This window comes from Agrococcus terreus, assembly GCF_014645235.1.
Lineage (GTDB): Bacteria > Actinomycetota > Actinomycetes > Actinomycetales > Microbacteriaceae > Agrococcus > Agrococcus terreus.
The window spans coordinates 1,907,085-1,932,805 of sequence record NZ_BMLM01000001.1 but is presented as its reverse complement, the minus strand read 5'-3'; the positions used below and the strand labels follow the sequence as shown (position 1 = coordinate 1,932,805).

Here is a 25,721-nt window from a genome sequence, read left to right as displayed (position 1 = left end):
CTCTGCCACGATGGTCGGGTGACGCAAGACTCCACCTGGCTCTCGGTGCCCGAGCTCGTGACCATCCTCGGCCAGCCGGTCGGGCGCATCCACCGCCTCGTCGAGGAGCACCGCCTGCCCGGCTCGCGCCGGAACGGCCCGCTGCAGGTGCCGGCGGCGGCGATCCGCGACGGCGAGCCGCTGCCCGACCTCAAGGGCACGCTGCTGGTGCTGCTCGACCTCGGCCTCACCGAGGACGAGGCGATCGACTGGATGCTCGCCGAGGACGATGCGCTCGGCATGACGCCGTTCGCGGCGATGCGCGCGGGCCAGAAGGCAGCCGTGCGCCGCGCGGCGCAGCTGCTCGGCTGAGCCTGCGGCGGGGTCGCCGCTAGCGGTCGCGCTTCGCGACCGTGTCGGCGAGCCGCTCGAGCTCGAGCACGGCCGAGCGCGAGAGCGCGCCCTCGTGCAGCGACTCGAGCGCCTGCCCCACCGAGCGGTCGATGAGCGCCTCGAGGCGCTCGGGCGCCTGCGAGCCGCGGATCGCGTCCTGCAGGATCGCGATCTGGCGCTCGTCGAGCTCCGGGTCGCCGAGCAGCTCGTCGAGCATCGTCCGCACGCTCGGCGTCAGCCGCTGCCGCGCGATCTCGACCAGCACGGTGCGCTTGCCCTCGCGCAGGTCGTCGCCCGCGGGCTTGCCGGTGACCTCGGGGTCGCCGAAGACGCCCAGCAGGTCGTCGCGCATCTGGAACGCGAGGCCCACGGGCAGGCCGTAGCCCGAGAGCGCCTCGAGCTGCGCGTCGTCGGCGCCCGCGAGGAGCGCGCCGAGCGCGAGCGGGCGCTCGACCGAGTAGCGGGCCGACTTGTGGATCGCGACGGTGTGCGCGCGGTCGAGCAGCGTCGCGGGGTCCTGCCGGATCCACGCGGCCTCCTCGAGCACGTCGAGGTACTGCCCGAAGGTGACCTCCTCGCGCATCCGCCGGTACTCGTCGTGGACCGCGTCGCCGTGCTCGGCGGCGCGGCAGGCGAGGAGCATGCGGTCGTCGGCCCAGTTGAGCAGCAGGTCGCCCACGAGCACCGCCGCGCTCGTGCCCCAGGCGCGGGCGTCGCCCGCCCACTCCGCGTCGCGGTGCATCGCCTCGAGCGCGCGGTGCATCGCCGGTCGTCCGCGGCGCGTGTCGGAGCCGTCGATGATGTCGTCGTGCACGAGCGCTGCCGCGTGGATGAGCTCCATCGCGGTCGCGACGCCCACGGCGTCGGCCCAGGCGGGGTCCTGCTCGGTGCCCGCGGTGTGCGGCGCGTCGGGCCGCGCGGCGGTCACGGCGTGCCAGCCCCAGAGCACGAAGGCGCTCCGGACGCGCTTGCCGCCGGAGACCAGCTCGCGCACGCGCTGCACGAGCGGGACGGCGTCGGCCGAGACCTCGGCGAGCACCGCCTCGCGCTCGTCGAGGAACTCCTGGAGCGAGCCGTCGACGGCTCGGGCGAAGCGCTGCTGTGCCGACACAACTCCACATGCTATTGACAGCGATGCCGCGTAGACTGATCGCCCGCACCAGCGAGCAGCGAAAGGGGTGCGAGATGGGGCTCTCGGAGCACGAGCAGCGACTCCTCGACGAGATGGAGCGCAACCTCTACAAGCACGAGGCCGACATCGTCAACACGTCCGGCGGTCCCAGGACCGTCGACTACACGAAGGTGGCGGTCGGCGTCCTCGGCATCGCCGTCGGGCTCGTCCTCGTCGTCGTCGGCGTCACGATGAAGCTCGCCGTGCTCGGCGTCGCCGGCTTCGGCATCGCGGTCGCCGGCGCCCTGTGGGCCCTTGCCGCTTCCCGCCCCGCCTCCGCCGACGACAGCGCGCGCCCGGGCCGCAGCGGCTCCGGCCCCGTCGGCGCCAAGCAGGGCGGCTCCCTCATGGACCGCCTCGCGCAGGAGTGGGACGACCGCAACCGCCGGGAGTGATCCCCGCCTGAACCGCTGAGGGCCGACGCGCCCTCCACGACCCTCCACGGGGCCGGCTCGCTCGAGCCGGCCCCGTCGTCGTGCGCCCTCCATCCGCCTCCACCCGGGCGACCCGCCGTTGCGCCCGGGCCGCCGCCGCGCCGCAGGGGTGCGTCGCGGCGCGCCAGCGTGCCCTCGGCAGGCGAAAGACCCTCCACCTCGTTCTGCCGCTCCACGCCTGAGGAATCGCCGCGATTCCTGGGCTGCCACTGAGAAAAGTGGTGCGAAGTGGAGTACAGTGGAGCAACCGACCAGGTCGGTGCATCTGCTCGCAGGCCGGACGAGAGGGGGCGACCGTGTTCCTCGGCACGCACACGCCCAAGCTCGACGACAAGGGCCGCGTGATCCTCCCCGCGAAGTTCCGGCCGGAGCTCGAGGGCGGCGTCGTGCTCACCCGCGGCCAGGAGCGCTGCATCTACGTGTTCTCGGTGCGCGAGTTCGAGCGCGTGCACGAGCAGATCCGGCAGGCGCCGCTCACCTCGGCCGGTGCGCGCGACTTCCTGCGCCTCTTCCTCTCGGGCGCCTCGAGCGAGCAGCCCGACAGCCAGCACCGCATCACGGTGCCCCCCAACCTCCGCCAGTACGCCGGCCTCGGCCGCGAGCTCACCGTCATCGGTGCGGGCACGCGCGCCGAGATCTGGGACACCGGCGCGTGGGAGCAGTACTACGCGGCCAAGGAGGCCGACTTCGCGAGCACGACCGAGGAGGTGATCCCCGGCATCTTCTGACCCGGCCCCCGACCCCCAGCTGTCCGCCGCGCCGCACCTTCCCCGGCGACGCGTCGTACGGATGGGGATCAGGGATCGGGACAGGGCCAGGAACGACATGGACGCATCCGAGCTCCACATCCCCGTCATGCTCGACCGCACGCTCGAGCTGCTCGCCCCGGCGATCGAGGCGGCCGCCGCCGCGGGCCGCACCCCCGTCGTCGTCGACGGCACCCTCGGCATGGGCGGCCACACCGAGGCGATGCTCGCGGCGCACCCGACGCTCGTCGTCGCCGGCATCGACCGCGACCCCGACGCCATCCGCCTCGCGGGGGAGCGGCTCGCGCGCTTCGGCGACCGCTTCCGGCCCGTGCCCGCCACCTACGACCGCATCGACCTCGCGCTCGAGGCGGCCGGCGTCGAGGCCGCCGACGGCATCCTGCTCGACCTCGGCGTCTCGAGCCTCCAGCTCGACGACGCCGACCGCGGCTTCGCCTACGCGAAGGACGCCCCGCTCGACATGCGGATGGGGCAGGCGGGCGACGTCACCGCCGCCACCGTGCTCGCCGAGCGCAGCGAGCGCGAGCTCGCGCGCCTCTTCCAGGTCTACGGCGACGAGAAGCTCGCGGGCCGCTACGCCCGCGCGATCGTCGCGGCGCGGCAGGAGGCGCCGATCGAGACGTCCGGGCGCCTCGTCGACATCCTCCAGGCGGCCACCCCGCGCGCGCTCGCCAACCAGGGCCACCCCGCCAAGCGCGTCTTCCAGGCGCTGCGGATCGAGGTGAACCAGGAGCTGGCGATCCTCGAGGCCACGATGCCCGCGGCGATCGACGCGCTCGCGGTCGGCGGCCGGCTCGTGGTGCTCGCGTACCAGTCGCTCGAGGACCGCATCGTCAAGCGCGCGCTCCAGGCCGCCGCTGCCTCCACCGCCCCGCCGGGGCTGCCGGTGGAGCTGCCCGAGCACCGGCCGCACCTGCGGCTGCTCGTGCGCGGCGCGGAGCTCGCCGACGACGACGAGCGCGCGGCCAACCCGCGCTCCGCCCCCGTCCGCCTCCGCGCCGCAGAGCGCATCCGACCGATCGAACCGACCGCAGGGGAGCACGCATGACCACCGCAGCCGTCCTCGACCTGCACGCGCAGCCGCAGCAGCGGCCCGACGAGGCGCCGCAGCGGCACCTGCGCGCGCTGCCGGCGCCCGCGCTCCGCCGCGCGCCGCGCCTCGTCCACGGCGTCGTCGCGCTCGCGGGCCTCGCCGGCATCGTCGTCGCCCAGCTCGGCCTCTCGGTCGCGATCAGCGAGGGCGCGTACCGCCTGAGCGCCCTGCAGGGGCAGTCGACGGCGCTCGCCCGCAGCGAGCAGTCGCTCGCCGAGGACGTCGCCGTGCTCTCCTCGCCCCAGAACGTGGCCGTCTCGGCCGACGAGCTCGGCATGCTCGCCGGCCAGCCCTCGCAGTTCCTGACGCTCGCGGGCGCGGCGACCGCCGGCGGCCCCGACGGCCTCCACATGCAGGCCCCGACCGTCGACCGCTCCGGCATGTACGTGCCCAACGCGCTGCTCGCCGAGCAGCCGGCCGCGGCCGCGACCGTGCAGGATGCGCAGACCGAGGCCGCGCGCACGTACCCGGGCATGCTGCTGCCCGCCGGCGAGGCGTCGGTCGAGGGCGCGGCGCCCGCGACGCCGGTCACGCCGACCGTGCCGCCGGCAGCGGCCGAGCAGCCCGCCCCCGGCACCCTGCTCCCCGCGACCGCGGGCGAGTGAGGGCGTGGCGACCGGGCGCGGGCGCCGGTGGCCGATACCGTGACCGACCGGAGGTGACCATGGCAGCCAAGCGCCGGAACCGCACCCGGACCACCCTCGTCGCGCTCGTCACGTTCGCGCTGCTCGCGGCCTTCGTCGTGCGCCTCGCCGACATCCAGGTCGTGCGCGCGCAGGCGCTCAACGCGGAGGCCGACGGCCGCCGCGGCGTGAGCCAGACGATCTTCGGCACGCGCGGCCCCATCGTCGACGCCGCCGGGACGGTGCTCGCCGAGAGCGTCGACCGCTGGGACCTCACCGTCTCGCCCCGCTACACCCGCGACCTGCAGCCCGGCGTCGACGGCGTCGACGAGCTCGTCACGGTGGGCGACGCGCTCACCCGCATCGGCGCCATCACGGGCGACGACCCCTACGACCTGCAGGCGACCCTCGACGCCGAGCTCGAGCGCAACCCCGACTCCGACTACCTCGTGCTCTCGACCGGCCTCACGGCGCGGCAGTTCGAGGCGATCCGCGACCTCGGGCTGCCCTACGCGTACCTCCGGCTCAACCCGCAGCGCGTGTACCCGGCCGGCTCCGTCGCGGGCAACCTCGTGGGCTTCACCGGTGTCACGGAGCCGCTGGCGGGCCTCGAGCGCAGCGAGGAGGCGTGCCTCGACGCCGAGGACGGCAGCCGCACCTTCGACCGCGGCGCCGACGGCACCCCCATCCCGGGCTCGGTGGTGACGACGGATCCGGTCGACGGCGGGACGGTGCGGCTCACGATCGACGCGGACGTGCAGTACCAGGTGCAGCAGCTCACGGCGCAGTACACGGCGCAGCTCGGCGCCCGCAGCGGCACGACCATCGTCATGCGCACCGACGGCTCCATCGCGGCCGTCGCCGAGGCGCCCACGGTCGACCCCAACGACCCCACGGCCTCGCGGTCGCAGGACCGCGGCTCGCGCGCCTTCACCGCGGCCTACGAGCCCGGCTCGATCTTCAAGACGTTCGCGTACGCCGCGATGCTCGACCTGGGGCTCACGACGAACGACGAGGAGCTCAGCGTGCCGTGGACGTACACGGCGCCGGGCGTGCGCGTGCGCGACGCCCACTCGCACCCCGTCGAGCAGTGGACCAGCGCGGGCATCCTCGTGAACTCGTCGAACTCGGGCATGGTGCGCCTCGCCGAGGACATGGACCGCGCCGACTACTTCGACTACCTCGACCGCTTCGGCTTCGGCGAGCGGACCGCCGTCGACTTCGCGGGCGAGCAGGCGGCGGCGCTCCGCGACCCCGCGTCGCTCGACCCGCAGACGCGCCTCAACGTGCTCTTCGGCCAGGGCATCGCGGCGACGCCCATCCAGGTCGCCTCCGCCTACCAGGCCCTCGCGAACGGCGGCGTGCACCTGCCGGCGCACATGATCGACTCCTGCACGAGCGCCGACGGCGAGGTGACGCAGCCGCAGCTGCCGGAGGGGGAGCGGGTCGTCGAGGCCGGCACCGCCGAGCAGACGCTCGCGGCGCTCGAGAACGTCGTCACCGACTACGGCTACGACACGTTCCCGATCGAGGGCTACCGGATCGCCGCGAAGACCGGCACGGCGCAGATGGCGTACGAGGACGGATCGGGCTACGACCCCGACCGGATGATGATCTCCGTGGCCGGCGTGTTCCCCGTCGACGACCCGCAGTTCGTGGTCGTCACGATGTACGACAGCCCGCAGACCCAGCGCACCAGCGCCGGGGCCATCCCCGCCTTCCACGATATGGTGAACCTCCTGATCCGCCACTACGACGTGCCTCCGAGCACGACCGAGCAGCCCGACGTGCCGCTCGAGTGGACCGCGGATCAGCAGTGATGAGGGAAGGAAGTCCGTGGCGGGTGTGACCCCGAGGATCCTGCGACCGGAGCACCCCGCACCGAGGCCCCTGGCGGGCCTGGCGGAGGCCTTCGCGCTCGACGTGGAGGCCGACCTCGACGGCGTCGAGGTGACCGGCATCACGAACGACTCCTCCGACGTGCAGCCCGGCGACCTCTTCGCCGCGCTGCCGGGCGCGCGGCGCCACGGCGCGGCCTTCGCGGCCGACGCCGTCGAGCGCGGCGCGGTCGCCGTCGTCACCGACCCCGCCGGTGCCGCGGAGGCCGCGGTCGACGTGCCCGTCATCGTCGTCGACGAGCCGCGCGCCGCGCTCGGCGAGATCGCCGCGTGGGTCTACCGCACGGGCGAGCAGCCGCCGAAGCTGTACGGCATCACCGGCACGAACGGCAAGACCTCCACGTCGTTCATGCTCGAGGGCCTGCTCGCCGACCTCGGCTTCGTCACGGGCCTCTCGACCACCGCCGAGCGCCACGTGGGCGACCTCGTCGTCACGTCGAAGCTCACGACGCCGGAGGCGAGCGAGCTCCACGCGCTGCTCGCGCGGATGCGCGAGGCGGGCGTGCGCGCCGCCGTGCTCGAGGTGAGCGCGCAGGCGATCGAGCGGCACCGCATCGACGGCGTCGTCTTCGACGTGGTCGCGTTCACGAACCTCAGCCACGACCACCTCGACGACTACGGCTCGATGGAGGCGTACTTCGACGTGAAGGCCGAGCTCTTCACGCCCGACCGCGCGCAGCGCGGCGTCGTGTGCGTCGACGGCGAGTGGGGCGCGCGCATCGCCGAGCGCAGCCGCATCCCCGTCACGACCGTCACGAGCGAGCCGGGCCGCGAGGCCGACTGGCACGTCGACATCTGGGAGGAGACGCCCGCGTCGACCTCGTTCACGCTCACCGGCATCGACGGGCGCGCGATCGAGGTGCAGATCCCGTTCATCGGCCGGCACATGGCCGTCGACGCCGCCATCGCGATCCTCATGCTCGTCGAGGACGGCTTCGAGATCGACGCCATCACCGAGTCGATCGACCGCGGCATGCGCGCGACCCTGCCCGGGCGCATCGAGCGCGTCTCGGGCGACGAGGGGCCTGCGGTGTTCGTCGACTACGGCCACAGCCCCGACGCCTTCGCGCAGACCCTCGAAGCGCTGCGCCGCGTCACCGAGGGCCGCCTCGTCATGGTGTTCGGCGCCGACGGCGACCGCGACGCGACGAAGCGCGAGGACATGGGCCGCATCGCGGCCGAGCTCGCCGACGCCGTCGTCGTGACCGACTTCAACCCGCGCTCCGAGGACGCCGCGGCCATCCGCGCGCAGGTGCTCGCGGGCGCGCGCGCCGCGGCGGGGGAGAAGCCCGTGCTCGAGGCGAGCCCCGAGGAGGCGGCGATCCGCGAGGCGATCGCGCTCGCCGGCGAGGGCGACACCGTGCTGTGGGCGGGCCCCGGCGACGCCGACTACCGCGACGTCGCCGGCGTCCGCGAGCCCTTCGTCGCCCGCGACGAGGCGCGCCTCGCGCTGCACGAGGCGGGGTGGCTCTGATGCTGCGCCTGCGCGCGAGCGAGATCGCCGAGGCGGTCGGCGGCAGGCTCGTCGGCGACGACGTGCTCGTCACCGGCTCGGTCGAGACCGACTCCCGGCTCGTCGAGGCCGGCGGCCTCTTCTTCGCCATGCCCGGCGAGACGACCGACGGCCACCGCTTCATCGACGCAGCGCTCGAGCGCGGCGCCGCGCTCGTCGTCGCCGAGCGCGAGGTCGAGCAGGACGTGCCGCACATCCTCGTCCCCTCGGGCGTGACGGCGCTCCAGTCGCTCGCCGCCGACGTCATCCGGCGCGTGCGGGCCGCGAACGAGCTCACGGTCGTCGGCATCACCGGCTCGAACGGCAAGACCACGACGAAGAACATGCTCCAGGCGGCCCTCGAGCGCCACGGCGCCACCGTGAGCCCCGTGAAGTCGTTCAACAACGAGGTCGGCGCCCCGATGACGATGCTCCGCATCGACGAGGGCACCCGCTACCTCGTGCTCGAGATGGGCGCGAGCTACGAGGGCGACATCGCGCGCCTCACCGCGCTCTCGCACCCCGACATCGGCGTCGTGCTCAAGGTCGGCCTCGCCCACGCGGGCGAGTTCGGCGGCATCGAGACGACCACGCGCGCGAAGACCGAGATGGTGCGCGACCTCGCGCCCGAGCACGTGGCGATCCTCAACCGCGACGACGAGCGGGTGCGCGGCATGGCCGCAGCGACCGCCGCCCGCGTGGCCTGGTTCGGCACCGACCCCGGCCCCGCCGACGACCCGACGGGGCTCTGGGCCGACGGCGTCGACTCCACCCTCGAGGGCACGGTCGCGACCGTGCACCGCGGCGAGGAGTCGTGGCCGCTGCGCATGCGCATCCTCGGCGAGCACCACGTCATGAACGCGCTCGCCGCCCTCGCGGTCGTCGACGTGCTCGGGCTCGACGTGGCGCAGGCGATCGAGGACGTGGCGAGCATGCCCCGCGCCGAGCGCGGCCGCATGGAGGTGCTCGAGCCCGGCGGCGGCATCACCGTCATCAACGACGCCTACAACGCGAGCCCCGACTCCACCGCCGCTGCGCTCCGCGCGCTCGCGCACATGACCCGCCAGGCCGGCCGCCGCTCGGTCGCCGTGCTCGGCGAGATGGCGGAGCTCGGGCCGCACGCGGTCGAGGAGCACGACCGGCTCGGCCGCCTCGTCACCCGCCTGCGCATCGAGCGCCTCGTCGTCGTCGGCGCGGGCGCCAAGCCCATCCACGACGCCGCGGAGCTCGAGTCCTCCTTCGGGCAGGACACGACCTGGGTCGCCACCGCCGACGAGGCCGAGGCGCTCCTGCGCGCCGAGCTCGTCGAGGGCGACGTCGTGCTGCTGAAGTCGTCGAACGTGTCGGGCCTCCTCGCGCTCGCCGAGCGGATCGGAACCCGCTGATGCTCGTCCTGCTCGCCTCCGCAGGCATCGCCCTCCTCGTGTCGCTCCTCGCGACGCCGCTGTTCGTGCGCGCGTTCACGCGGATCGGCTGGGGCCAGTTCATCCGCGACGACGGCCCGCAGACGCACCACGTGAAGCGCGGCACGCCCACGATGGGCGGCCTCGTCTTCATCACGGCCACGCTCGTCGGCTACTTCGGCGGCAAGCTGCTCGGCCAGGACGCGCCGACGCTGCCGGCCCTCCTCATCCTGCTGCTCATCGTCGGGATGGGCGCCGTCGGCTTCGTCGACGACTTCCTGAAGATCTCGAACCAGCGCTCGCTCGGCCTCGGCGGCTGGGCGAAGGTCGCGGGCCAGGTCGTCGTCTCCGTGCTCTTCGGCGTGCTCGCGATCACGCTGCCGAGCCACGACGGAGAGCCGGCGGTCGACGCCGTCATCTCGGGCGTCCGCGACATCGCGTGGCTCGACCTCACCGCGTGGGGCGCGATCGGCGGCATCCTCTTCGTGCTCTGGATCCTCATCATGAACGTCTCGGCGTCGAACGCCGTCAACGTCACCGACGGGCTCGACGGCCTCGCGACGGGCGCCGTCATCCTCTCGACGATGGGCTACGCCTTCATCGCCTTCTGGCAGTTCAACCAGTCCTGCCGCGCCCAGGGAGCCGGCGACGGCTGCTACAGCGTGGAGTCGCCGCTCGACGTCGCCACCCTCGCCGCGACCCTCGCGGGCGCGCTCATCGGCTTCCTCTGGTGGAACACGAGCCCCGCGCAGATCTTCATGGGCGACGTCGGCTCGCTCGCCCTCGGCGGCGCGCTCGCCGGCTTCGCGGTCATGACCGACACGCACCTGCTGCTGCTGCTCGTCGCTGGCCTCCCGATCATCGTGACCGGCTCGGTGATCATCCAGCGCGCCTACTTCAAGGCCACGGGCGGCAAGCGCGTGTTCCTCATGACGCCGCTGCACCACCACTTCGAGCTGAAGGGCTGGGCCGAGGTCACGATCGTCGTCCGGTTCTGGATCGTCGGCGGCCTCTTCGTCGCCGCCGCGATCGGCCTGTTCTACTTCGAGTGGGCGCTGCGCGCGCTGTGATGGAGCACCGATGACCCGCGTCGACGACCTCGCCTCCTGGCACCACGACTGGAGCGGCCTCCGCGTCGCCGTGCTCGGCCTCGGCGTCTCCGGCTTCGCCGCCGTCGACACGCTCGTCGAGCTCGGCGCGACGGTGACCGCGGTCGCCGAGCGCGTCGACGACGAGCGACGCACCATCCTCGGCGTGCTCGACGTGCCGATCGTCGACGCCGGTCGCGACGACCTGCCCGAGGCCCTCACGGGCGCCGAGCTCGTCATCGCCTCGCCCGGCCTGCGCCCCGACCATCCCTGGCTCGTCGCGGCCGCCGAGCGAGGCATCCCCGTCTGGGGCGACGTCGAGCTCGCGTGGCGCGTGCGCGACAAGGTGCGCGCCGCCGACTGGATCCTCGTCACCGGCACGAACGGCAAGACGACGACGACGCAGCTCGCGGCGCACATGCTGCGCGAGGCCGGCGTGCGCGTCGCGCCGGTCGGCAACATCGGCACGCCGGTGCTCGATGCCGTGCGCGACCCGGAGGGCTTCGACGCGCTCGTCGTCGAGCTCTCGAGCTTCCAGCTGCACGGCCTGCCCACGACCGGCGCCGGCGCGATCTCGCCGCACTCGGCCGTGTGCCTCAACCTCGACGACGACCACATCGACTGGCACGGCTCCGCAGACGCCTACCGCGACGCGAAGGCGAAGGTCTACAACGCCGCCCGCGTCGCGGCGGTCTACAACGTCGAGGACCCGGCGACCATGCGGATGGTCGAGGACGCCGAGGTCGTCGAGGGCTGCCGCGCGATCGGCTTCTCGCTCGGCGTGCCCGGCCCGAGCGACCTCGGGGTCGTCGACGGCATCCTCGTCGACCGCGCCTTCCTCGACGAGCGGCACCGCTCGGCGCTCGAGCTCGCCGACCTCGCCGACCTCGAGCCGGCGGGCCTGCGCTCGCCGCACATGGCGCGCAACGTGCTCGCCGCGGCCGCGCTCGCGCGCGCCTTCGGCGCGGAGCCCGCGCAGGTGCGCGAGGCGATCCGCTCCTTCCGGCTGGACCGCCACCGCACCGAGCTCGTCGCCGAGATCGACGGCGTGCGCTTCGTCGACGACTCGAAGGCCACGAACCCGCACGCGGCCGAGGGCTCGCTGAGCGCGTTCCCGCGCGTCGTGTGGATCCTCGGCGGGCTCTTCAAGGGCGCCGACGTCGCACCGCTCGTCGAGCGGCACGCGGGACGCATCGTCGCCGCTGTGGCGATCGGCGTCGACCGCGCCCCGATCGCGGCGGCGTTCGCGCGACACGCCCCCGGCATCCCGCTCGTCGAGGTCGACACGGCGGACACTGGTGCGGTGATGCGGCTGGCCGTCGAGGCGGCCGCAGCGCACGCCGAGCCCGGCACGACGGTCCTGCTGGCCCCGGCGGCCGCATCGATGGACCAGTTCGAGAGCTACGCAGACCGCGGCGACAGGTTCGCGGCGGCGGTGCGGGAGAGGGGAGCGCATGGCGACGACGGCGGCTCCCCGGCAGGCTGAGGCCGGCGCGCTCGAGCGCGGCGCGAAGCGCGCCATGGTGCGCGTGCGCACCATGTTCGGCGCGCCGTCGCTCCACGCCTCGCTGCTGCTCGGCACGACGGTCTTCCTCGTCGCGTTCGGCCTCGTCATGGTGCTCTCGTCCTCGTCGGTCGAGAGCTACACCGCGAGCGCCTCGTTCTTCTCGTCGTTCGTGCGCCAGGCGGCCTTCGCCGCCGTCGGCCTCGCGATCATGCTCATCGCCTCGCGGCTGCCCGCGAGCTTCTGGCCGCGCATCGCGTGGATCGCGGTCGGCGCCGGCATCGTGCTGCAGCTGCTCGTCTTCACGCCGCTCGGGCGCGCCATCGGCGGCAACCGCAACTGGATCAACGTCGCCGGCTTCAGCCTGCAGCCGAGCGAGCTGCTGAAGCTCGCGCTCATCGTCTGGATGGGCATGATCCTCACCCGGAAGCAGAAGGTCATCACGAGCTTCTGGCAGGCGTGGATCCCGATCGTGCCGGTCGCGGGCCTCGCGATCGGCCTCGTGCTGCTCGGCCACGACTTCGGCACCGTCTCGATCATGGCGCTCGTCGTCTTCGGCGCCCTGTGGTTCGCGGGCGTCCGCTGGTGGCACCTCGCGCTGCCGGTGGCGATCCTCGGGGTCCTCGCCGTGCCCGTCATCCTCTCGAGCGCCTCGCGCGTCCGCCGCATCACGGCGTTCATCGACGGCTGCTCGGACGCCGACTACTACTCGGGCTGCTGGCAGCAGCTCCACGGCACGTGGGCGCTCTCGGCGGGCGGCCTCTTCGGCGTCGGCCTCGGCAACTCCCGCGCGAAGTGGAACTGGCTGCCCGCGGCCGACAACGACTACATCTTCGCCATCATCGGCGAGGAGCTCGGCCTCGTCGGCGCCGTCGTCGTGCTCGCGCTCTTCGGGCTGCTCGCCTGGACGATGCTGCGCATCGTCCAGCAGGCGAAGCGGCAGATGACGCGCGTCGTCGTGGGCGCGGCGATGGTCTGGATCGTCGGCCAGGCGCTCGTGAACATCGCGGTCGTCCTCGGCCTCCTGCCCGTGCTCGGCGTGCCGCTGCCGCTCATCTCGTCCGGAGGCTCGCAGCTGATCGCGACCCTCGCCATCATCGGCGTCGTGCTCTCGCTGGAGCGCGTCGACAACCCCGCCGCGCGCGGCGAGCTCGAGGCGGCGGACGCCGAGGAGCCGCCGGCCGCGGCCGCGAAGGGCTGACCCGTGCGCATCCTCCTCGCCGGCGGCGGCACCGCCGGCCACGTGAACCCCATGCTCGCGACGGCCGCGCGCCTCCTCGAGCGGCACCCCGACGCCGAGCTCACCATCCTCGGCACGGCCGAGGGCCTCGAGCGGGAGCTCGTGCCGCGCGCGGGCCTCGAGCTCGTCACGATCGAGAAGCTGCCCTTCCCGCGCCGGCCCGACGCGGCCGCGCTGCGGTTCCCGGGCCGCTGGCGCCGGGCGGTCGCGCAGGTGCGCGCGCTCATCCGGGAGCGGCGCATCGACGTGGTCGTGGGCTTCGGCGGCTACGCGGCGGCGCCCGCCTACCGCGCCGCGCGCCTCGAGGGCGTGCCGATCGCCGTCCACGAGGCCAACGCGAAGCCCGGTCTGGCGAACGTGCTCGGCGCGCGCTGGACCGAGCACGTCGGCCTCTCGTACCGCACGACCCGGATGCGCGGCTCGTTCGTCGGCATGCCCCTGCGCGCCGAGATCACGGGCCTCGACCGCGCGGCGCTCCGCGCGGGCGCCCGGGCGGAGCTCGGCCTCGACCCCGAGCGCCCGACGCTGCTCGTCACCGGCGGCTCGCAGGGCGCCCGCTCGCTCAACCGCGCCATCGTCGCGGGCGCGCAGGACATCGTCGACGCCGGCTGGCAGGTGCTGCACCTCTCCGGCGGCCGGCAGACCGACTTCGAGCCCGCCGAGGTCGACCACTACGTCGCGATCGAGTACCTCGACCGCATGCACCTCGCGCTCGCCGCGGCCGACCTCGTGGTGTGCCGCGCGGGCAGCCTCACCGTCTCCGAGCTCATGGCGGTCGGCCTGCCCGCCGTCTACGTGCCGCTGCCGTACGGCAACGGCGAGCAGGGCCTGAACGCCGCCGACCAGGTGGCGAGCGGCGGCGCCCTGCTCGTGCCCGATGCCGAGTTCACGGCAGAATGGGTGCGCACACGGCTCGTGCCGCTGCTGCGCGACGAGGGCCGGGTGGCCCGGATGGCCGCGGCGAGCGCGGGCGCGGGCGTCGCCGACGGCGCGGATCGCATGAGCGACCTCGTCGAGCGCGCGGCAGCGAGCAGGAGGCAGCGATGATCGAACCCGATCTCACCCAGCCGATCCCCGAGCGGATCGAGCGCGTCCACCTCATCGGCATCGGCGGATCCGGCATGTCCGGCATCGCGCACATGCTGCTCGACGAGGGCATCGCCGTGAGCGGCTCCGACCGCTCGGGCTCCGCGACCGTCGACCGGCTCGTCGAGCGCGGCGCGACGGTCGCCATCGGCCACGCGGCGGCGAACATGGATCTGCAGGCCGACGTCGACGCGGTGGTCGTCACCAGCGCGCTGTGGCCCGACAACCCCGAGCTGCTCGTCGCGCGCGAGCGCGGCATCCCGGTGCTCCACCGCTCCCAGGCGCTCCACGTGCTCGCGCGCGGCAAGCGCGTCGTGGCGATCGCGGGCGCGCACGGCAAGACGACCTCCACGGGCATGGTCGTGCTCGGCCTGCGCGGCCTCGGCGTCGACGCGGGCTTCGTGAACGGCGGCATCATCGCCGGCCTCGACAGCTCGAGCGGCCACGGCTCGGCCGACGAGTTCGTGCTCGAGGCCGACGAGTCCGACGGCTCGTTCCTGCTCTACGACGTCGCGGTCGCGCTCATCACGAACGTCGACACCGACCACCTCGACCACTACGGCACGCCGGCGGCCTTCGACGCCGCCTTCGCGCGCTTCGCCGACGCGGCCTCGGAGGCCGTCGTCATCTCGGCCGACGACGAGGGCGCTCGCCGCGTGCGCGAGCTCGTGGCGCACGAGCGCGTCGTCACCTTCGGCGAGGCCGACGACGCCGACGTCCGCATCGTGGGCATCGAGCTCGGCGAGGCGGCCGCGGCGACCGTCGAGGTCGGCGGCGAGACCGTCGAGGTGCGGGTGGGCGTGCCGGGCCGCCACAACGCGGTGAACGCGGTCGGCGCGCTCGCGACGCTCGTCGCGATGGGCCACGCGCCCGCCGAGGCGGCGCGCGCGATCGGCGCGTTCTCGGGCACCGGCCGCCGCTTCGAGCTGCACGGGGAGCGCCGCGGCGTGCGCGTCTTCGACGACTACGCGCACCACCCGGCCGAGGTCGACGCGGCCCTCACCGCCGCGCGCACGGTGATCGGCGAGGGCCGCATCATCGCCATCCACCAGCCGCACCTGTTCACGCGCACCCGCGACATGGCGGGGGAGTTCGCCGAGGTGTACGAGCGGGTCGCGGACCACACGGTCGTGCTCGACGTGTACGGCGCGCGCGAGGACCCGATCCCGGGCGTCACCGGCGCGCTCGTCGCCGACCGCTTCGACGACCCCGCGCACGTCGACTTCCTGCCCGACTGGCAGCGCGCCGCCGAACGCGCGGCGGCGCTGGCGACGGAGGGCGACATCATCGTCACGCTCTCGTGCGGCGACGTCTACCGCATCATCCCGCAGGTGCTCGACGCCCTGGGAGGCGACGAGGCGTGAGGCGGCCCGAGGGCTTCGAGCGTCCCGAGGCGGCCGAGGAGGCCGTCAGGGGCGAGGCGCCCGCGCGCCGCCGGCGCTCGTGGGACCGCGACCTCGATCCCTTCCGCCTCGACTCGGCGCCCTCGCCGCGATCCTCGCCCGGGCCCACGGCGGGCGATGCGGTCGAGGAGCCGCGCCGCTGGGCGCTCGCCGCGTACGCCGAGCTCGACGAGGAGCAGCCCACGGCGCCCGTCGCCCCGCTCGAGCCGGCCGCGCACGCGGGGGAGGGGCGCGGCTCGCACGCCCAGCGCGTCGACCGCGCGTGGCGCGAGGCCGAGCGCGCGCAGCGCCGCACCGACCGCGAGGAGGCGCGCGAGGCGCGCCGCGACGCCCGCACGGCGACGCGCGAGCGGCGTCGGCAGGAGCGCGCGGAGGTGCGGCGCTTCACCGCCGACGCGCGCCGCCGGGCGCGCACGGCGCTGCTCGCGGCGGGCGGGCTCGCACTCGCGCTCCTCGTGCTCGTCGGCCTCGTCTGGTCGCCGCTCATGGCCGTCCGCGAGGTCCGGGTCGAGGGCGCCGAGCGGCTCGACCCCGCCGTCGTGCAGCAGGCGCTCGCCGGGAGCGTGGGGCAGCCGATCGCGACCGTGACCGAGGAGGCCGTGGCCGAGCGCCTGCGCGCGATCCCGCAGATCGAGTCGTTCCGGGTCGACGTCGTGCCGCCCTCGAGCGTGGTCGTGCACCTCGTCGAGCGCCGCCCGGTCGCGGTCGCGCCCGGGGAGGGCGGCGAGGTCGTCATCGACGCCGCGGGCGTCGTGCTCGGCGGCGTCGACGCCGAGACCTCGGCGCTGCCTCGGCTCGACGGCATCGACCTCGGGAGCCCGGAGTTCGAGGCCGTCGCGTCGATGCTCGTGTCGGTGCCGCCGTCGGTGCTCGAGGCGACCGAGCGCATCGAGGCTCCCTCGCCCTCCGACATCCGCCTGGCGCTGGCGAGCGGCCAGAGCGTGCGCTGGGGCGGCGCGGAGGACAGCCGGCTGAAGGCCGACGTCGTCGAGGCGCTGCTCGCGACGCAGGACCCCGCGGTGGCCGTCGTGCTCGACGTCCGCGCCCCCGAGCACCCGGTCGTCCGCGGCTCCTGAGGGGCTCGTCCGGTCCGTCAGGAACCTGACGATTCTTTTTCTTGGCGGCGCCGCGCGCGAAACGCCGAGTCGCTCCCACGGCCCCGGCCGGGCCCGCCGTAGCGTCGTCCTCGTCAGGATTGAAGTGAGGAATTCTCTAAACCTCAAGTAGAGGTTGAGGGTTCGATCGAGGGGCCGAGCGTGACTACCAACAACAACTACCTCGCCGTCATCAAGGTGGTCGGCGTGGGCGGCGGCGGCGTCAACGCCGTGAACCGCATGATCGACCTCGGGCTGCGCGGGGTCGAGTTCATCGCCATCAACACCGACGCGCAGGCGCTGCTGCTCAGCGACGCCGACGTCAAGCTCGACGTGGGCCGCGAGCTGACCAAGGGCCTCGGCGCCGGTGCCGACCCCGAGGTCGGCCGACGCGCCGCCGAGGACCACGCGGAGGAGATCGAGGAGGCCCTCGCGGGCGCCGACATGGTCTTCGTCACCGCGGGGGAGGGCGGCGGCACGGGCACGGGCGGCGCGCCCGTCGTCGCGCGCATCGCCAAGAGCCTCGGCGCGCTCACCGTGGGCGTCGTGACGAAGCCGTTCTCGTTCGAGGGCAAGCGCCGCCAGGCGCAGGCCGAGGCGGGCGTCGAGGCGCTCAAGAACGAGGTCGACACCCTCATCGTCGTCCCGAACGACCGCCTGCTCGAGATCTCCGACATGGGCATCTCGATGGTCGAGGCGTTCGAGACGGCCGACCAGGTGCTGCTCGCGGGCGTCCAGGGCATCACCGACCTCATCACGACGCCCGGCCTCATCAATGTCGACTTCGCCGACGTGAAGTCGGTCATGCAGGGCGCGGGCTCCGCGCTCATGGGCATCGGCTCCTCGCGCGGCGCCGACCGCGCGATCAAGGCGGCCGAGCTCGCGGTGGCGAGCCCGCTGCTCGAGGCGAAGATCGACGGCGCGCACGGCGTGCTCCTCTCGATCCAGGCCGGCAGCAACCTCGGCATCCACGAGACGTACGACGCGGCCAAGCTCGTGCAGGAGGCCGTGCACCCCGAGGCGAACATCATCTTCGGCACGGTCATCGACGACACCCTCGGCGACGAGGTGCGCGTCACGGTCATCGCCGCCGGCTTCGACGGCGCGGGCCCGGTGGTGAAGGAGGATGACTCGGTCATCCGCACCGCCGCCCGCGGCGACATGGGGCTCCGCCCCCGCGGCGACGAGCGCCGCAGCGCGCCCGGCCCCGAGGGCGAGGAGCGCCGCGCGGTGCCCGCGCCGCCGGTCGCCGACCACCTGACCGGACCGGTCCAGCCCCTCACGCAGGTGGACGAGGAGGAGGACGAGTTCCTCCCCGACTTCCTGCGCTGACCCGCATGACGGACGCCCCCGCGACGCGCCTGGCCGCGTTCCTCGAGCAGCTCGAGGACGCGCGCCGGGCGCGTCCCGTCACGCTGGTGGTCATCACGAAGCGGCACCCCGCGTCGCTCGTCCGCGAGCTCGCGGCCGCCGGCCACCGCGACTTCGGCGAGAACCGGCATCCGGAGTCCCGCGACAAGGCGCTCGAGACCGCCGACCTCGGCCTCACGTGGCACTTCGTGGGGCAGCTGCAGCGCAACAAGGCGCGCCAGGTCGCCCGCTACGCCGACGTGCTCCACTCCATCGACTCCGCGGCGCTCGTCGACGCGCTCGAGGGCGGCGACGGCGAGCGGCCCGTGCGCGACGCGCTCGTGCAGGTCAACCTCACCGACGACCCGGGCCGCGGCGGCGTCGCGCCCGACGGCCTCGACGCGCTCGCCGAGCGCGTGGCGGCCTCCGAGGCGCTGCGCCTCCGCGGCGTGATGGCCGTCGCGCCCCTCGACGAGGAGCCCGGCCGCGCGTTCGAGCGGCTCGCGCGGCTCGCGGAGCGCGTCCGCGCGATCGAGCCCGCCGCCGACTGGATCTCTGCGGGCATGAGCGCCGACTGGCGCGAGGCCATCGAGCACGGCGCGACACACCTGCGGATCGGCACGGCAATCACGGGCAACCGCCCTGCCGGCGGATAGCGTGGACGCACCCCAGGAGGAGGATCCCATGAGCAACGCACTGAAGAAGGCGGCGATCTACTTCGGCTTCGCCGAGGAGGACGAACTGACCCAGGAGGTCCGCCCCGTCGACCGCACGGAGGAGCACGAGCGGGCTGCGCAGCCGCAGCCCCGCGAGCGCGCGGAGGAGCCGCGCCGCGCCCCCGTCACGAAGCTGCGCGCGGCGCAGAAGGTGAGCGACATGAGCGAGATCCTCACGGTGCACCCGCGCCAGTACAAGGACGCCAAGGCCATCGCCGAGGCGTTCCGCGACGGCACGCCCGTCATCATCAACCTGTCGCAGATGACCGATGGCGACGCGCGTCGCCTCATCGACTTCTCGGCCGGTCTCACCCAGGGCCTCCAGGGCCGCATCGAGCGCGTGACCACCAAGGTCTACCTCCTGAGCCCCGAGCACATCGCCGTCTCCGGCAGCCGCTCGGTCGACGAGGACGCCGACTCGGCCGTCTTCGCCCACTGACGTCCCGGTGCCCGTCGTCTCGATCCTCGCCTGGATCGTCCACACCGCCGCGCTGCTCGCGACCTACCTCCTCTGGGCGAGGATCATCCTCGACCTCGTGACGCAGCTGCGGCGCGACTGGCGCCCGAAGGGGTTCGTGCTCGTGCTCTCGATCTGGGTGCTCCGGGTCACGGACCCGCCGCTGCGCTTCGTGCGGCGGTTCGTGAAGCCGCTCCGGATCGGCGGCGTCGCGCTCGACCTGGCGATGCTCGTGCTGCTGCTCGCCCTCCTCATCCTCATGTCCATCGTCGGACCGTTCCGCACCGCCCTCGTCTGAGCCGCGCGCACAGCCGGCCCGTAGGTGCGGGTCGGCGCGCGGGCTAGGATCGAGGGCACGCCGTCCGCGACGGGTACAGTGATTCAGCGCCGCCGATCTCTCAGGGCCGGCGGCCGACCAAGAAAGGCACGACATGGCACTGACTCCTGACGACGTCGTCCACAAGCGCTTCGAGACGACCCGCTTCCGCGACGGCTACGACCAGGACGAGGTCGACGACTTCCTCGACGAGGTCGTCACGGAGCTCCGTCGCCTCGTCGACGAGAACGACGCGCTCCGCGCCGAGAACGAGCAGCTGAAGGCCGGCGGCGCCGTCGCCGCACCGGTCGAGGCCGCACCCGCGCCCGCCGAGCAGGCCGAGGCGCCCGAGGTCGACACGGCCGAGCTCGACGCCCTCCGCGCAGAGAACGAGCAGCTCAAGCAGCAGCTCGCCGAGCAGGCGGAGGCCGCCGCAGCGCAGGCCGAGGCCGCCGCAGCGCAGGCCGAGGCCGCCGCCCAGCCCGCCGAGGCCGCCGAGGCCGAGCAGTCCGTCGTCGAGGCCCAGCCCGAGGCCGCCGAGCCCGCCCCGGTCGCCGAGGTCCCCGCCGGCCCGAGCGCCGACGCGAACGGCCTCATCGCCCTCGCGCAGCGCGTCCACGACGAGCACATCGCAGCCGGCGAGCAGAAGCGCGACGAGCTCATCGCCGCCGCCGAGGCCTCCGCGCAGGAGATCGAGGACCAGGCGCAGGCCCGCAAGGCCGAGCTCGAGCAGGAGTACGCCGACGCGAAGGCCAAGCTCGAGCAGCAGAAGACCGGCCTCGAGTCGAAGATCGACGAGCTGAAGAGCTTCGAGCGCGACTACCGCCTCAAGCTGCGCGGCTACATCGAGAGCCAGCTGCGCGACCTCGACCGCTCCTCCTCGCTCGCCTTCGGCGGGCAGGGCAGCGGCAGCTGAGCACCCGCTCGGTGACCGACTCCACGACGGCGGTCCCGAGGCCGATCTCCTGGCGCATGCTGGGGCTCGTCCTCGGGACCGCCGCCGTCGCGTACGGCCTCGACCTCGCGACGAAGGAATGGATCCTCGCCACCATGCGCGAGGGCGAGCGGCAGCCGGTGCTCGGCGAGCTGCTGCAGTGGCACTTCGTGCGCAACCCCGGCGCGGCGTTCTCGCTCGCGGCCGGCTCGACCTGGATCTTCACGATCCTCGCCGCGGCGGTGGCCGTGTTCATCGTGCTGCAGCTGCGCCGCATCGGCTCGTCGCGCTGGGCGCTCGCGCTCGGCGGCGTGCTCGGCGGCACGCTCGGCAACCTCACCGACCGGCTCGTGCGCGAGCCCGGCCTGTTCGTCGGCCACGTCGTCGACTTCATCCAGGTGTGGGGCTTCCCGGCCATCTTCAACGTGGCCGACATCTTCATCGTCTCCTCGATGATCGCGATCGTGCTGCTCGTGCTCGCGAACATCGGCCTCGACGGCGTGCGCCGCACCGACGAGCCCGACGCCTCGGCCGAGCCCGCGGGCGACACGACGGAGCCGCTCCGCTGATGGAGTCGCGGTTCCTCCAGGTGCCGCCGGGCCTCGACGGCGTGCGCGCCGACGCCGGCATCTCGAAGCTCCTCGGCCTCTCGCGCACCGCGGTCGTCGCGATGCTCGAGGACGGCGGGGCCGTGCAGGACGGGCGCGCGCTCGGCAAGTCCGACCGGCTGCAGGGCGACGCCTGGCTCGACCTCACGTGGAGGCCGCGCGAGGAGCCGCGCATCGTCGCGACCCCCGTGCCCGACCTCGGCATCGTGCACGAGGACGCCGACATCGTCGTCGTCGACAAGCCCGCCGGCGTCGCCGCGCACCCCAGCATGGGATGGCACGGACCGACGGTCGTCGGGGCGCTCGCCGCGGCCGGCGTCGACGTCGCCACCTCGGGCGCCGCCGAGCGGCAGGGCGTCGTCCACCGGCTCGACGCCGGCACGAGCGGGCTCATGGTGGTCGCGAAGAGCGAGCTGGCCTACACGCGGCTGAAGGCCGCCTTCCACGACCGCGAGGTCGAGAAGGTGTACCACGCGGCCGTGCAGGGGCACCCGGATCCGCTCGCCGGCACGATCGACGCGCCCGTCGGCCGCCACCCGAGCCACGAGTGGCGCTTCGCGGTCGTCACGAGCGGCAAGCACGCGGTGACGCACTACGAGACGCTCGAGGCGCACCGCACCGGCAGCCTGCTCGAGGTGCACCTCGAGACCGGACGGACGCACCAGATCCGCGTGCACATGGCCGCCCGCCGGCATCCGTGCCTCGGCGACACCATGTACGGCGCCGACCCGACGCTCAGCGCCCGGCTCGGCCTCGAGCGGCAGTGGCTGCACGCGAAGCGGCTCGGCTTCCGGCACCCGGCGACGGGGGAGCAGGTGGTCTTCGCGAGCGAGTACCCCGCCGACCTCGCGCACGCGCTCGAGCTGCTCCGCGACGACTAGCGGGAGCGCCGCCGGGGTGCGCCCAGGGGGCGCGTCGGCGGCGAGCCGCGTGGGCGCCCGGACGTAGGATCGAGGGGCCATGGCAGACTCCTTCGCGCACCTCCACGTCCACACCGAGTACTCGATGCTCGACGGCGCAGCGCGCATCTCGGAGCTCATGCAGGCGGTCGAGCAGCACGGGATGCCGGCGGTCGCGATGACCGACCACGGCAACGTGTTCGGCGCCTACGAGTTCTGGAAGGCGGCGCGCGCGCAGGGCGTGAAGCCCATCATCGGCACCGAGGCGTACATCACGCCCGGCACCCACCGCTCCGAGCGCACGCGCGTCAAGTGGGGCGGGCAGGACGCGTCGCCCGGCGACGACGTCTCGGGCGGCGGCGCGTACACGCACATGACGCTGCTCGCCGAGACGAACGAGGGCCTGTCGAACCTCTTCCGCCTCTCGTCGTACGCGTCGATGGAGGGCTACTACTTCAAGCCGCGCATGGACGACGAGCTGCTCTCGCGCCACGCCGCGGGCCTCATCGCCACCACCGGCTGCCCCTCGGGCGAGGTGCAGACGCGCCTGCGCCTGGGCCAGTACGACAAGGCGGTCGAGGCGGCCGCCCGCTACCGCGACATCTTCGGCGCCCAGAACTACTTCCTCGAGCTCATGGAGCACGGGCTCGAGATCGAGCGGCGCGTGCGCGACGATCTGCTGCGGCTCGGCAAGGACCTCGGCCTGCCGCTGCTCGCGACGAACGACCTCCACTACACGAACGCCGAGGACGCGAAGAGCCACGAGGCGCTGCTGTGCGTGCAGTCGGGCGCCACGATGGACGACCCGAACCGCTTCAAGCTCGACGGCGGCGGCTACTACGTGAAGTCGGCGGCCGAGATGCGCCACCTCTTCCGCGACATGCCCGAGGCGTGCGACAACACGCTCCTCATCGCCGAGCGATGCTCGGTCGAGTTCGACGAGTCGGCCAACTACATGCCCCGCTTCCCGGTGCCCGAGGGTCACACGGAGGAGTCGTGGTTCCGCGCGGAGGTCGCCACGGGCCTCGAGCGCCGCTACCCGGGCGGCGTGCCCGACGCCGTGCGGGCGCAGGCGGAGTACGAGATGGGCGTCATCTCGCAGATGGGGTTCCCCGGCTACTTCCTCGTCGTCGCCGACTTCATCAACTGGGCGAAGGACCACGGCATCCGCGTTGGCCCCGGTCGAGGCTCCGGCGCAGGATCCATGGCCGCGTACGCGATGCGCATCACCGACCTCGACCCGCTCCACCACGGCCTCATCTTCGAGCGCTTCCTCAACCCCGACCGCGTCTCGATGCCCGACTTCGACATCGACTTCGACGACCGTCGCCGCGGCGAGGTCATCAAGTACGTCACCGAGAAGTACGGCACCGAGCGCGTGGCGCAGATCGTCACCTACGGCACGATCAAGTCGAAGCAGGCGCTCAAGGACTCCTCCCGCGTGCTCGGCTTCCCCTTCGGGATGGGCGAGAAGCTCACGAAGGCGATGCCGCCCGCGGTGATGGGCAAGGACATCCCGCTCTCGGGCATCTTCGACCCGGACCACCCCCGCTACAAGGAGGCGGGCGACATCCGGGCGCTCATCGAGACCGACCCGGAGGCCAAGACGGTCTTCGAGACGGCGCGCGGCCTCGAGAACCTCAAGCGCCAGTGGGGCGTGCACGCGGCCGGCGTCATCATGTCGTCCGACCCGCTCATCGACATCATCCCCGTGATGAAGCGCGAGCAGGACGGCGCCATCATCACCCAGTTCGACTACCCGGCGTGCGAGTCCCTCGGCCTCATCAAGATGGACTTCCTGGGGCTCCGCAACCTCACGATCGTCTCGGACGCGCTCGACAACATCCGCGCCAACCGGGGCGTGGAGCTCGACCTCGAGACGCTCGAGCTCGACGACCGCGGCGCGTACGAGCTGCTGCAGCGCGGCGACACGCTCGGCGTGTTCCAGCTCGACGGCGGGCCGCTGCGCTCGCTGCTGCGGCTCATGAAGCCCGACTCGTTCGAGGACATCTCGGCCGTCATCGCGCTCTACCGTCCCGGCCCCATGGGCGCCGACTCGCACACGAACTACGCGCTGCGCAAGAACGGCCAGCAGCCGATCACGCCGATCCACCCGGAGCTCGAGGAGCCGCTCGCCGACATCCTCGGCGAGTCCTACGGCCTCATCATCTACCAGGAGCAGGTGATGGCCGTCGCGCAGAAGGTGGCCGGCTACTCGCTCGGCGAGGCCGACATCCTGCGGCGAGCGATGGGCAAGAAGAAGAAGGCCGAGCTCGACAAGCAGTACGCGACCTTCGAGGGCGGCATGCGCGAGCGCGGCTACTCGCCGGCCGCGGTGAAGGCCCTCTGGGACATCCTGCTGCCCTTCTCGGACTACGCGTTCAACAAGGCCCACTCGGCCGCGTACGGCGTCATCTCGTACTGGACCGCCTACCTCAAGGCGCACTACCCGGCGGAGTACATGGCCGCGCTCCTCACGAGCGTCGGCGACTCCAAGGACAAGATGGCGATCTACCTCTCGGAGTGCCGCAGGATGGGCATCACCGTCCTGCCGCCGGACGTCAACGAGTCGTCGCTGTACTTCACGGCCGTCGGCGACGACATCCGCTTCGGGCTCGGCGCCGTGCGCAACGTCGGCGAGGGCGTCGTCGACGGCATCATCGCGGCGCGCGAGCGCGAGGGCGCGTACACGACGTTCCACGACTTCCTGAAGAAGGTCCCGGTCGGAGTCTCGAACAAGCGCACCGTCGAGTCGCTCATCAAGTCGGGCGCGTTCGACTCCACAGGCGCCACGCGGCGCGCGATGCTCGAGATCCACGAGGACGCCGTCGATGCCGCGGTGAAGATCAAGCGCAACGAGGCGAACGGGCAGGTCGACCTGTTCGGCGACATCTTCGACGACCTCGACACGGTCGCCGACCGCGTGCCCGACCGGCCGGAGTGGGGCAAGCGCGACAAGCTCGCGTTCGAGCGCGAGATGCTCGGCCTCTACGTCTCCGACCATCCGCTCTCGGGGCTCGAGCTCGAGCTCGCGAAGCACTCGACGCACCAGATCCAGGAGCTCGCCGAGACCGTCGAGGACGGCGAGACGGTGACGATCGCGGGCCTCATCACGACGGTGCAGCACCGCGTGGCCCGCAACTCGGGCAACCAGTACGGCATCATCGCGGTCCAGGACTTCGGCGGCGAGATCGAGATCATGGTGCTCGGCAAGTCGTACACGGAGTTCCGCGCGGCGCTCGTCCACGACGCCGTCGTCGTCGTGCGCGGCCGGGTCCGCACCCGCGACGACGGGTTCACGATCCACGCGAACATGATCGACACCCCCGACGTGCAGCCGGTCGACGAGACGCGCCCGCTCGAGCTCCGCATCCCCGAGCGGCGCGCCTCGATGCAGGCGATGCGCGACCTGCGCTCGCTGCTCGAGCGGCACGCCGGCCCGACCGACGTGCGCCTCGCGCTCGAGCGGCCGGAGGTCGAGCGCGTGTTCGCGCTGCCGCTGCAGGTGAAGGTCTCGAGCGACCTGTTCGGCGAGATCAAGAGCCTGCTCGGCCCCGCCTCGATCGCGTAGCCCGCGGCGCGACCCGCGCCCGGGCGCGCTCGCTCCTTCGCGCCGTGCTCTCTGAGTGGTCGCTTCGTGCACTGAGCGGTCACCTCGCGCGGTGAGTGGTCATGAGTGGTCACTTCCTTCGATGCGTGGTCACTTCCTTCGATGAGTGGTCACGATCTGCTGGGAGTGGTCGCTCGTTGCAGCACATCGTGACCGTTCGATG

At 73.3% G+C, this 25,721-nt stretch carries 23 protein-coding genes; 22 read left to right on the top strand and 1 reads right to left on the bottom strand.

Translation table 11 applies throughout. The annotated features are described in order from the left end of the window. The first annotated feature begins 18 nt into the window (after nucleotides 1-18). The gene (locus IEW90_RS09355) at nucleotides 19-351 is read left to right on the top strand and encodes an Rv2175c family DNA-binding protein (protein ID WP_188717867.1); all 333 of its coding nucleotides are present in this window, start codon (nucleotides 19-21) and stop codon (nucleotides 349-351) included. A 19-nt stretch (nucleotides 352-370) separates the two neighbouring features. Here IEW90_RS09355 and IEW90_RS09350 read toward each other — a convergent pair whose 3' ends face one another. Continuing rightward, nucleotides 371-1,483, bottom strand: a complete 1,113-nt coding sequence (locus IEW90_RS09350) for a polyprenyl synthetase family protein (RefSeq protein ID WP_188717866.1) — start codon at nucleotides 1,481-1,483, stop codon at nucleotides 371-373. 74 nt (nucleotides 1,484-1,557) lie between these two features. On the opposite strand from IEW90_RS09350, the gene IEW90_RS09345 reads away from it, so the two are divergent. The 21 genes from IEW90_RS09345 (at nucleotide 1,558) to dnaE (ending at nucleotide 25,519) form a co-directional block, all read left to right on the top strand. Beyond that, a complete protein-coding gene (locus tag IEW90_RS09345) occupies nucleotides 1,558-1,938 on the top strand; it encodes a DUF3040 domain-containing protein (RefSeq protein ID WP_188717865.1) in 381 nt (126 codons plus the stop codon). 335 nt (nucleotides 1,939-2,273) lie between these two features. Continuing rightward, nucleotides 2,274-2,705, top strand: a complete 432-nt coding sequence (gene mraZ / locus IEW90_RS09340; RefSeq protein WP_188717864.1) for a division/cell wall cluster transcriptional repressor MraZ — start codon at nucleotides 2,274-2,276, stop codon at nucleotides 2,703-2,705. A gap of 97 nt (nucleotides 2,706-2,802) precedes the next feature. Further along, complete coding sequence (gene rsmH, locus IEW90_RS09335; RefSeq protein ID WP_188717863.1) at nucleotides 2,803-3,792, top strand: 16S rRNA (cytosine(1402)-N(4))-methyltransferase RsmH; 990 nt, start codon at nucleotides 2,803-2,805, stop codon at nucleotides 3,790-3,792. Then, the gene (gene ftsL, locus IEW90_RS09330; RefSeq protein WP_188717862.1) at nucleotides 3,789-4,442 is read left to right on the top strand and encodes a cell division protein FtsL; all 654 of its coding nucleotides are present in this window, start codon (nucleotides 3,789-3,791) and stop codon (nucleotides 4,440-4,442) included. Before rsmH ends, ftsL begins: the two co-directional genes overlap by 4 nt. Before the next feature lie 59 nt (nucleotides 4,443-4,501). Beyond that, nucleotides 4,502-6,280 (top strand): peptidoglycan D,D-transpeptidase FtsI family protein, encoded by a 1,779-nt coding sequence (locus IEW90_RS09325; RefSeq protein WP_188717861.1) that lies wholly within the window; start codon nucleotides 4,502-4,504, stop codon nucleotides 6,278-6,280. A gap of 16 nt (nucleotides 6,281-6,296) precedes the next feature. Then, nucleotides 6,297-7,832, top strand: coding sequence for a Mur ligase family protein (locus tag IEW90_RS09320; RefSeq protein ID WP_229679579.1), 1,536 nt, complete (start codon nucleotides 6,297-6,299; stop codon nucleotides 7,830-7,832). Next, complete coding sequence (locus tag IEW90_RS09315) at nucleotides 7,832-9,235, top strand: UDP-N-acetylmuramoyl-tripeptide--D-alanyl-D-alanine ligase (RefSeq protein ID WP_188717860.1); 1,404 nt, start codon at nucleotides 7,832-7,834, stop codon at nucleotides 9,233-9,235. Before IEW90_RS09320 ends, IEW90_RS09315 begins: the two co-directional genes overlap by 1 nt. Then, entirely contained in the window at nucleotides 9,235-10,323 is a 1,089-nt protein-coding gene (gene mraY / locus IEW90_RS09310; protein WP_188717859.1) for a phospho-N-acetylmuramoyl-pentapeptide-transferase, read from the top strand. The genes IEW90_RS09315 and mraY overlap by 1 nt, the downstream gene beginning before the upstream one ends. 10 nt (nucleotides 10,324-10,333) lie before the next feature. Next, entirely contained in the window at nucleotides 10,334-11,827 is a 1,494-nt protein-coding gene (gene murD, locus IEW90_RS09305; RefSeq protein WP_188717858.1) for a UDP-N-acetylmuramoyl-L-alanine--D-glutamate ligase, read from the top strand. Beyond that, on the top strand, nucleotides 11,796-13,046 hold the full coding sequence (gene ftsW / locus IEW90_RS09300) for a putative lipid II flippase FtsW (RefSeq protein WP_188717857.1): 1,251 nt from the start codon (nucleotides 11,796-11,798) through the stop codon (nucleotides 13,044-13,046). The genes murD and ftsW overlap by 32 nt, the downstream gene beginning before the upstream one ends. A gap of 51 nt (nucleotides 13,047-13,097) precedes the next feature. Then, complete coding sequence (locus IEW90_RS09295; RefSeq protein WP_188718108.1) at nucleotides 13,098-14,132, top strand: UDP-N-acetylglucosamine--N-acetylmuramyl-(pentapeptide) pyrophosphoryl-undecaprenol N-acetylglucosamine transferase; 1,035 nt, start codon at nucleotides 13,098-13,100, stop codon at nucleotides 14,130-14,132. Next, nucleotides 14,129-15,535, top strand: a complete 1,407-nt coding sequence (gene murC / locus IEW90_RS09290) for a UDP-N-acetylmuramate--L-alanine ligase (protein WP_188717856.1) — start codon at nucleotides 14,129-14,131, stop codon at nucleotides 15,533-15,535. Before IEW90_RS09295 ends, murC begins: the two co-directional genes overlap by 4 nt. Beyond that, nucleotides 15,532-16,650 (top strand): FtsQ-type POTRA domain-containing protein, encoded by a 1,119-nt coding sequence (locus IEW90_RS09285; RefSeq protein ID WP_188717855.1) that lies wholly within the window; start codon nucleotides 15,532-15,534, stop codon nucleotides 16,648-16,650. Before murC ends, IEW90_RS09285 begins: the two co-directional genes overlap by 4 nt. 180 nt (nucleotides 16,651-16,830) lie before the next feature. Beyond that, nucleotides 16,831-18,000: a cell division protein FtsZ gene (ftsZ, locus tag IEW90_RS09280; protein WP_229679578.1), complete on the top strand. Its 1,170-nt coding sequence runs from the start codon at nucleotides 16,831-16,833 to the stop codon at nucleotides 17,998-18,000. Between the two features lie 5 nt (nucleotides 18,001-18,005). Continuing rightward, the gene (locus tag IEW90_RS09275; protein WP_188717854.1) at nucleotides 18,006-18,674 is read left to right on the top strand and encodes a YggS family pyridoxal phosphate-dependent enzyme; all 669 of its coding nucleotides are present in this window, start codon (nucleotides 18,006-18,008) and stop codon (nucleotides 18,672-18,674) included. A gap of 28 nt (nucleotides 18,675-18,702) precedes the next feature. Continuing rightward, nucleotides 18,703-19,173, top strand: coding sequence for a cell division protein SepF (locus tag IEW90_RS09270; protein WP_188717853.1), 471 nt, complete (start codon nucleotides 18,703-18,705; stop codon nucleotides 19,171-19,173). Between the two features lie 7 nt (nucleotides 19,174-19,180). Next, nucleotides 19,181-19,489, top strand: coding sequence for a YggT family protein (locus tag IEW90_RS09265; protein WP_188717852.1), 309 nt, complete (start codon nucleotides 19,181-19,183; stop codon nucleotides 19,487-19,489). 133 nt (nucleotides 19,490-19,622) lie between these two features. Further along, entirely contained in the window at nucleotides 19,623-20,423 is an 801-nt protein-coding gene (locus IEW90_RS09260; RefSeq protein ID WP_188717851.1) for a DivIVA domain-containing protein, read from the top strand. Nucleotides 20,424-20,434: 11 nt separating this feature from the next. Beyond that, nucleotides 20,435-21,010, top strand: coding sequence for a signal peptidase II (gene lspA / locus IEW90_RS09255; protein WP_229679577.1), 576 nt, complete (start codon nucleotides 20,435-20,437; stop codon nucleotides 21,008-21,010). Next, nucleotides 21,010-21,930 carry an RluA family pseudouridine synthase gene (locus IEW90_RS09250; protein ID WP_188717850.1) on the top strand — a complete coding sequence of 307 codons (921 nt, stop codon included), beginning with the start codon at nucleotides 21,010-21,012 and terminating at the stop codon, nucleotides 21,928-21,930. Before lspA ends, IEW90_RS09250 begins: the two co-directional genes overlap by 1 nt. Nucleotides 21,931-22,009: 79 nt before the next feature. After that, nucleotides 22,010-25,519, top strand: coding sequence for a DNA polymerase III subunit alpha (gene dnaE / locus IEW90_RS09245; RefSeq protein ID WP_188717849.1), 3,510 nt, complete (start codon nucleotides 22,010-22,012; stop codon nucleotides 25,517-25,519). Nucleotides 25,520-25,721: the final 202 nt, after the last annotated feature.

Bases quoted from the DNA above. Each gene is read 5' to 3' on its own strand.
- IEW90_RS09315 (WP_188717860.1), top strand. From the start codon at position 7,832: ATGCTGCGCCTGCGCGCGAGCGAGATCGCCGAGGCGGTCGGCGGCAGG.
- rsmH (WP_188717863.1), top strand. From the start codon at position 2,803: ATGGACGCATCCGAGCTCCACATCCCCGTCATGCTCGACCGCACGCTC.
- dnaE (WP_188717849.1), top strand. From the start codon at position 22,010: ATGGCAGACTCCTTCGCGCACCTCCACGTCCACACCGAGTACTCGATG.
- ftsW (WP_188717857.1), top strand. From the start codon at position 11,796: ATGGCGACGACGGCGGCTCCCCGGCAGGCTGAGGCCGGCGCGCTCGAG.
- IEW90_RS09325 (WP_188717861.1), top strand. From the start codon at position 4,502: ATGGCAGCCAAGCGCCGGAACCGCACCCGGACCACCCTCGTCGCGCTC.
- IEW90_RS09295 (WP_188718108.1), top strand. From the start codon at position 13,098: ATGCTCGCGACGGCCGCGCGCCTCCTCGAGCGGCACCCCGACGCCGAG.
- mraY (WP_188717859.1), top strand. From the start codon at position 9,235: ATGCTCGTCCTGCTCGCCTCCGCAGGCATCGCCCTCCTCGTGTCGCTC.
- IEW90_RS09270 (WP_188717853.1), top strand. From the start codon at position 18,703: ATGAGCAACGCACTGAAGAAGGCGGCGATCTACTTCGGCTTCGCCGAG.
- IEW90_RS09345 (WP_188717865.1), top strand. From the start codon at position 1,558: ATGGGGCTCTCGGAGCACGAGCAGCGACTCCTCGACGAGATGGAGCGC.
- IEW90_RS09250 (WP_188717850.1), top strand. From the start codon at position 21,010: ATGGAGTCGCGGTTCCTCCAGGTGCCGCCGGGCCTCGACGGCGTGCGC.
- ftsL (WP_188717862.1), top strand. From the start codon at position 3,789: ATGACCACCGCAGCCGTCCTCGACCTGCACGCGCAGCCGCAGCAGCGG.
- IEW90_RS09275 (WP_188717854.1), top strand. From the start codon at position 18,006: ATGACGGACGCCCCCGCGACGCGCCTGGCCGCGTTCCTCGAGCAGCTC.
- murD (WP_188717858.1), top strand. From the start codon at position 10,334: ATGACCCGCGTCGACGACCTCGCCTCCTGGCACCACGACTGGAGCGGC.
- IEW90_RS09260 (WP_188717851.1), top strand. From the start codon at position 19,623: ATGGCACTGACTCCTGACGACGTCGTCCACAAGCGCTTCGAGACGACC.
- murC (WP_188717856.1), top strand. From the start codon at position 14,129: ATGATCGAACCCGATCTCACCCAGCCGATCCCCGAGCGGATCGAGCGC.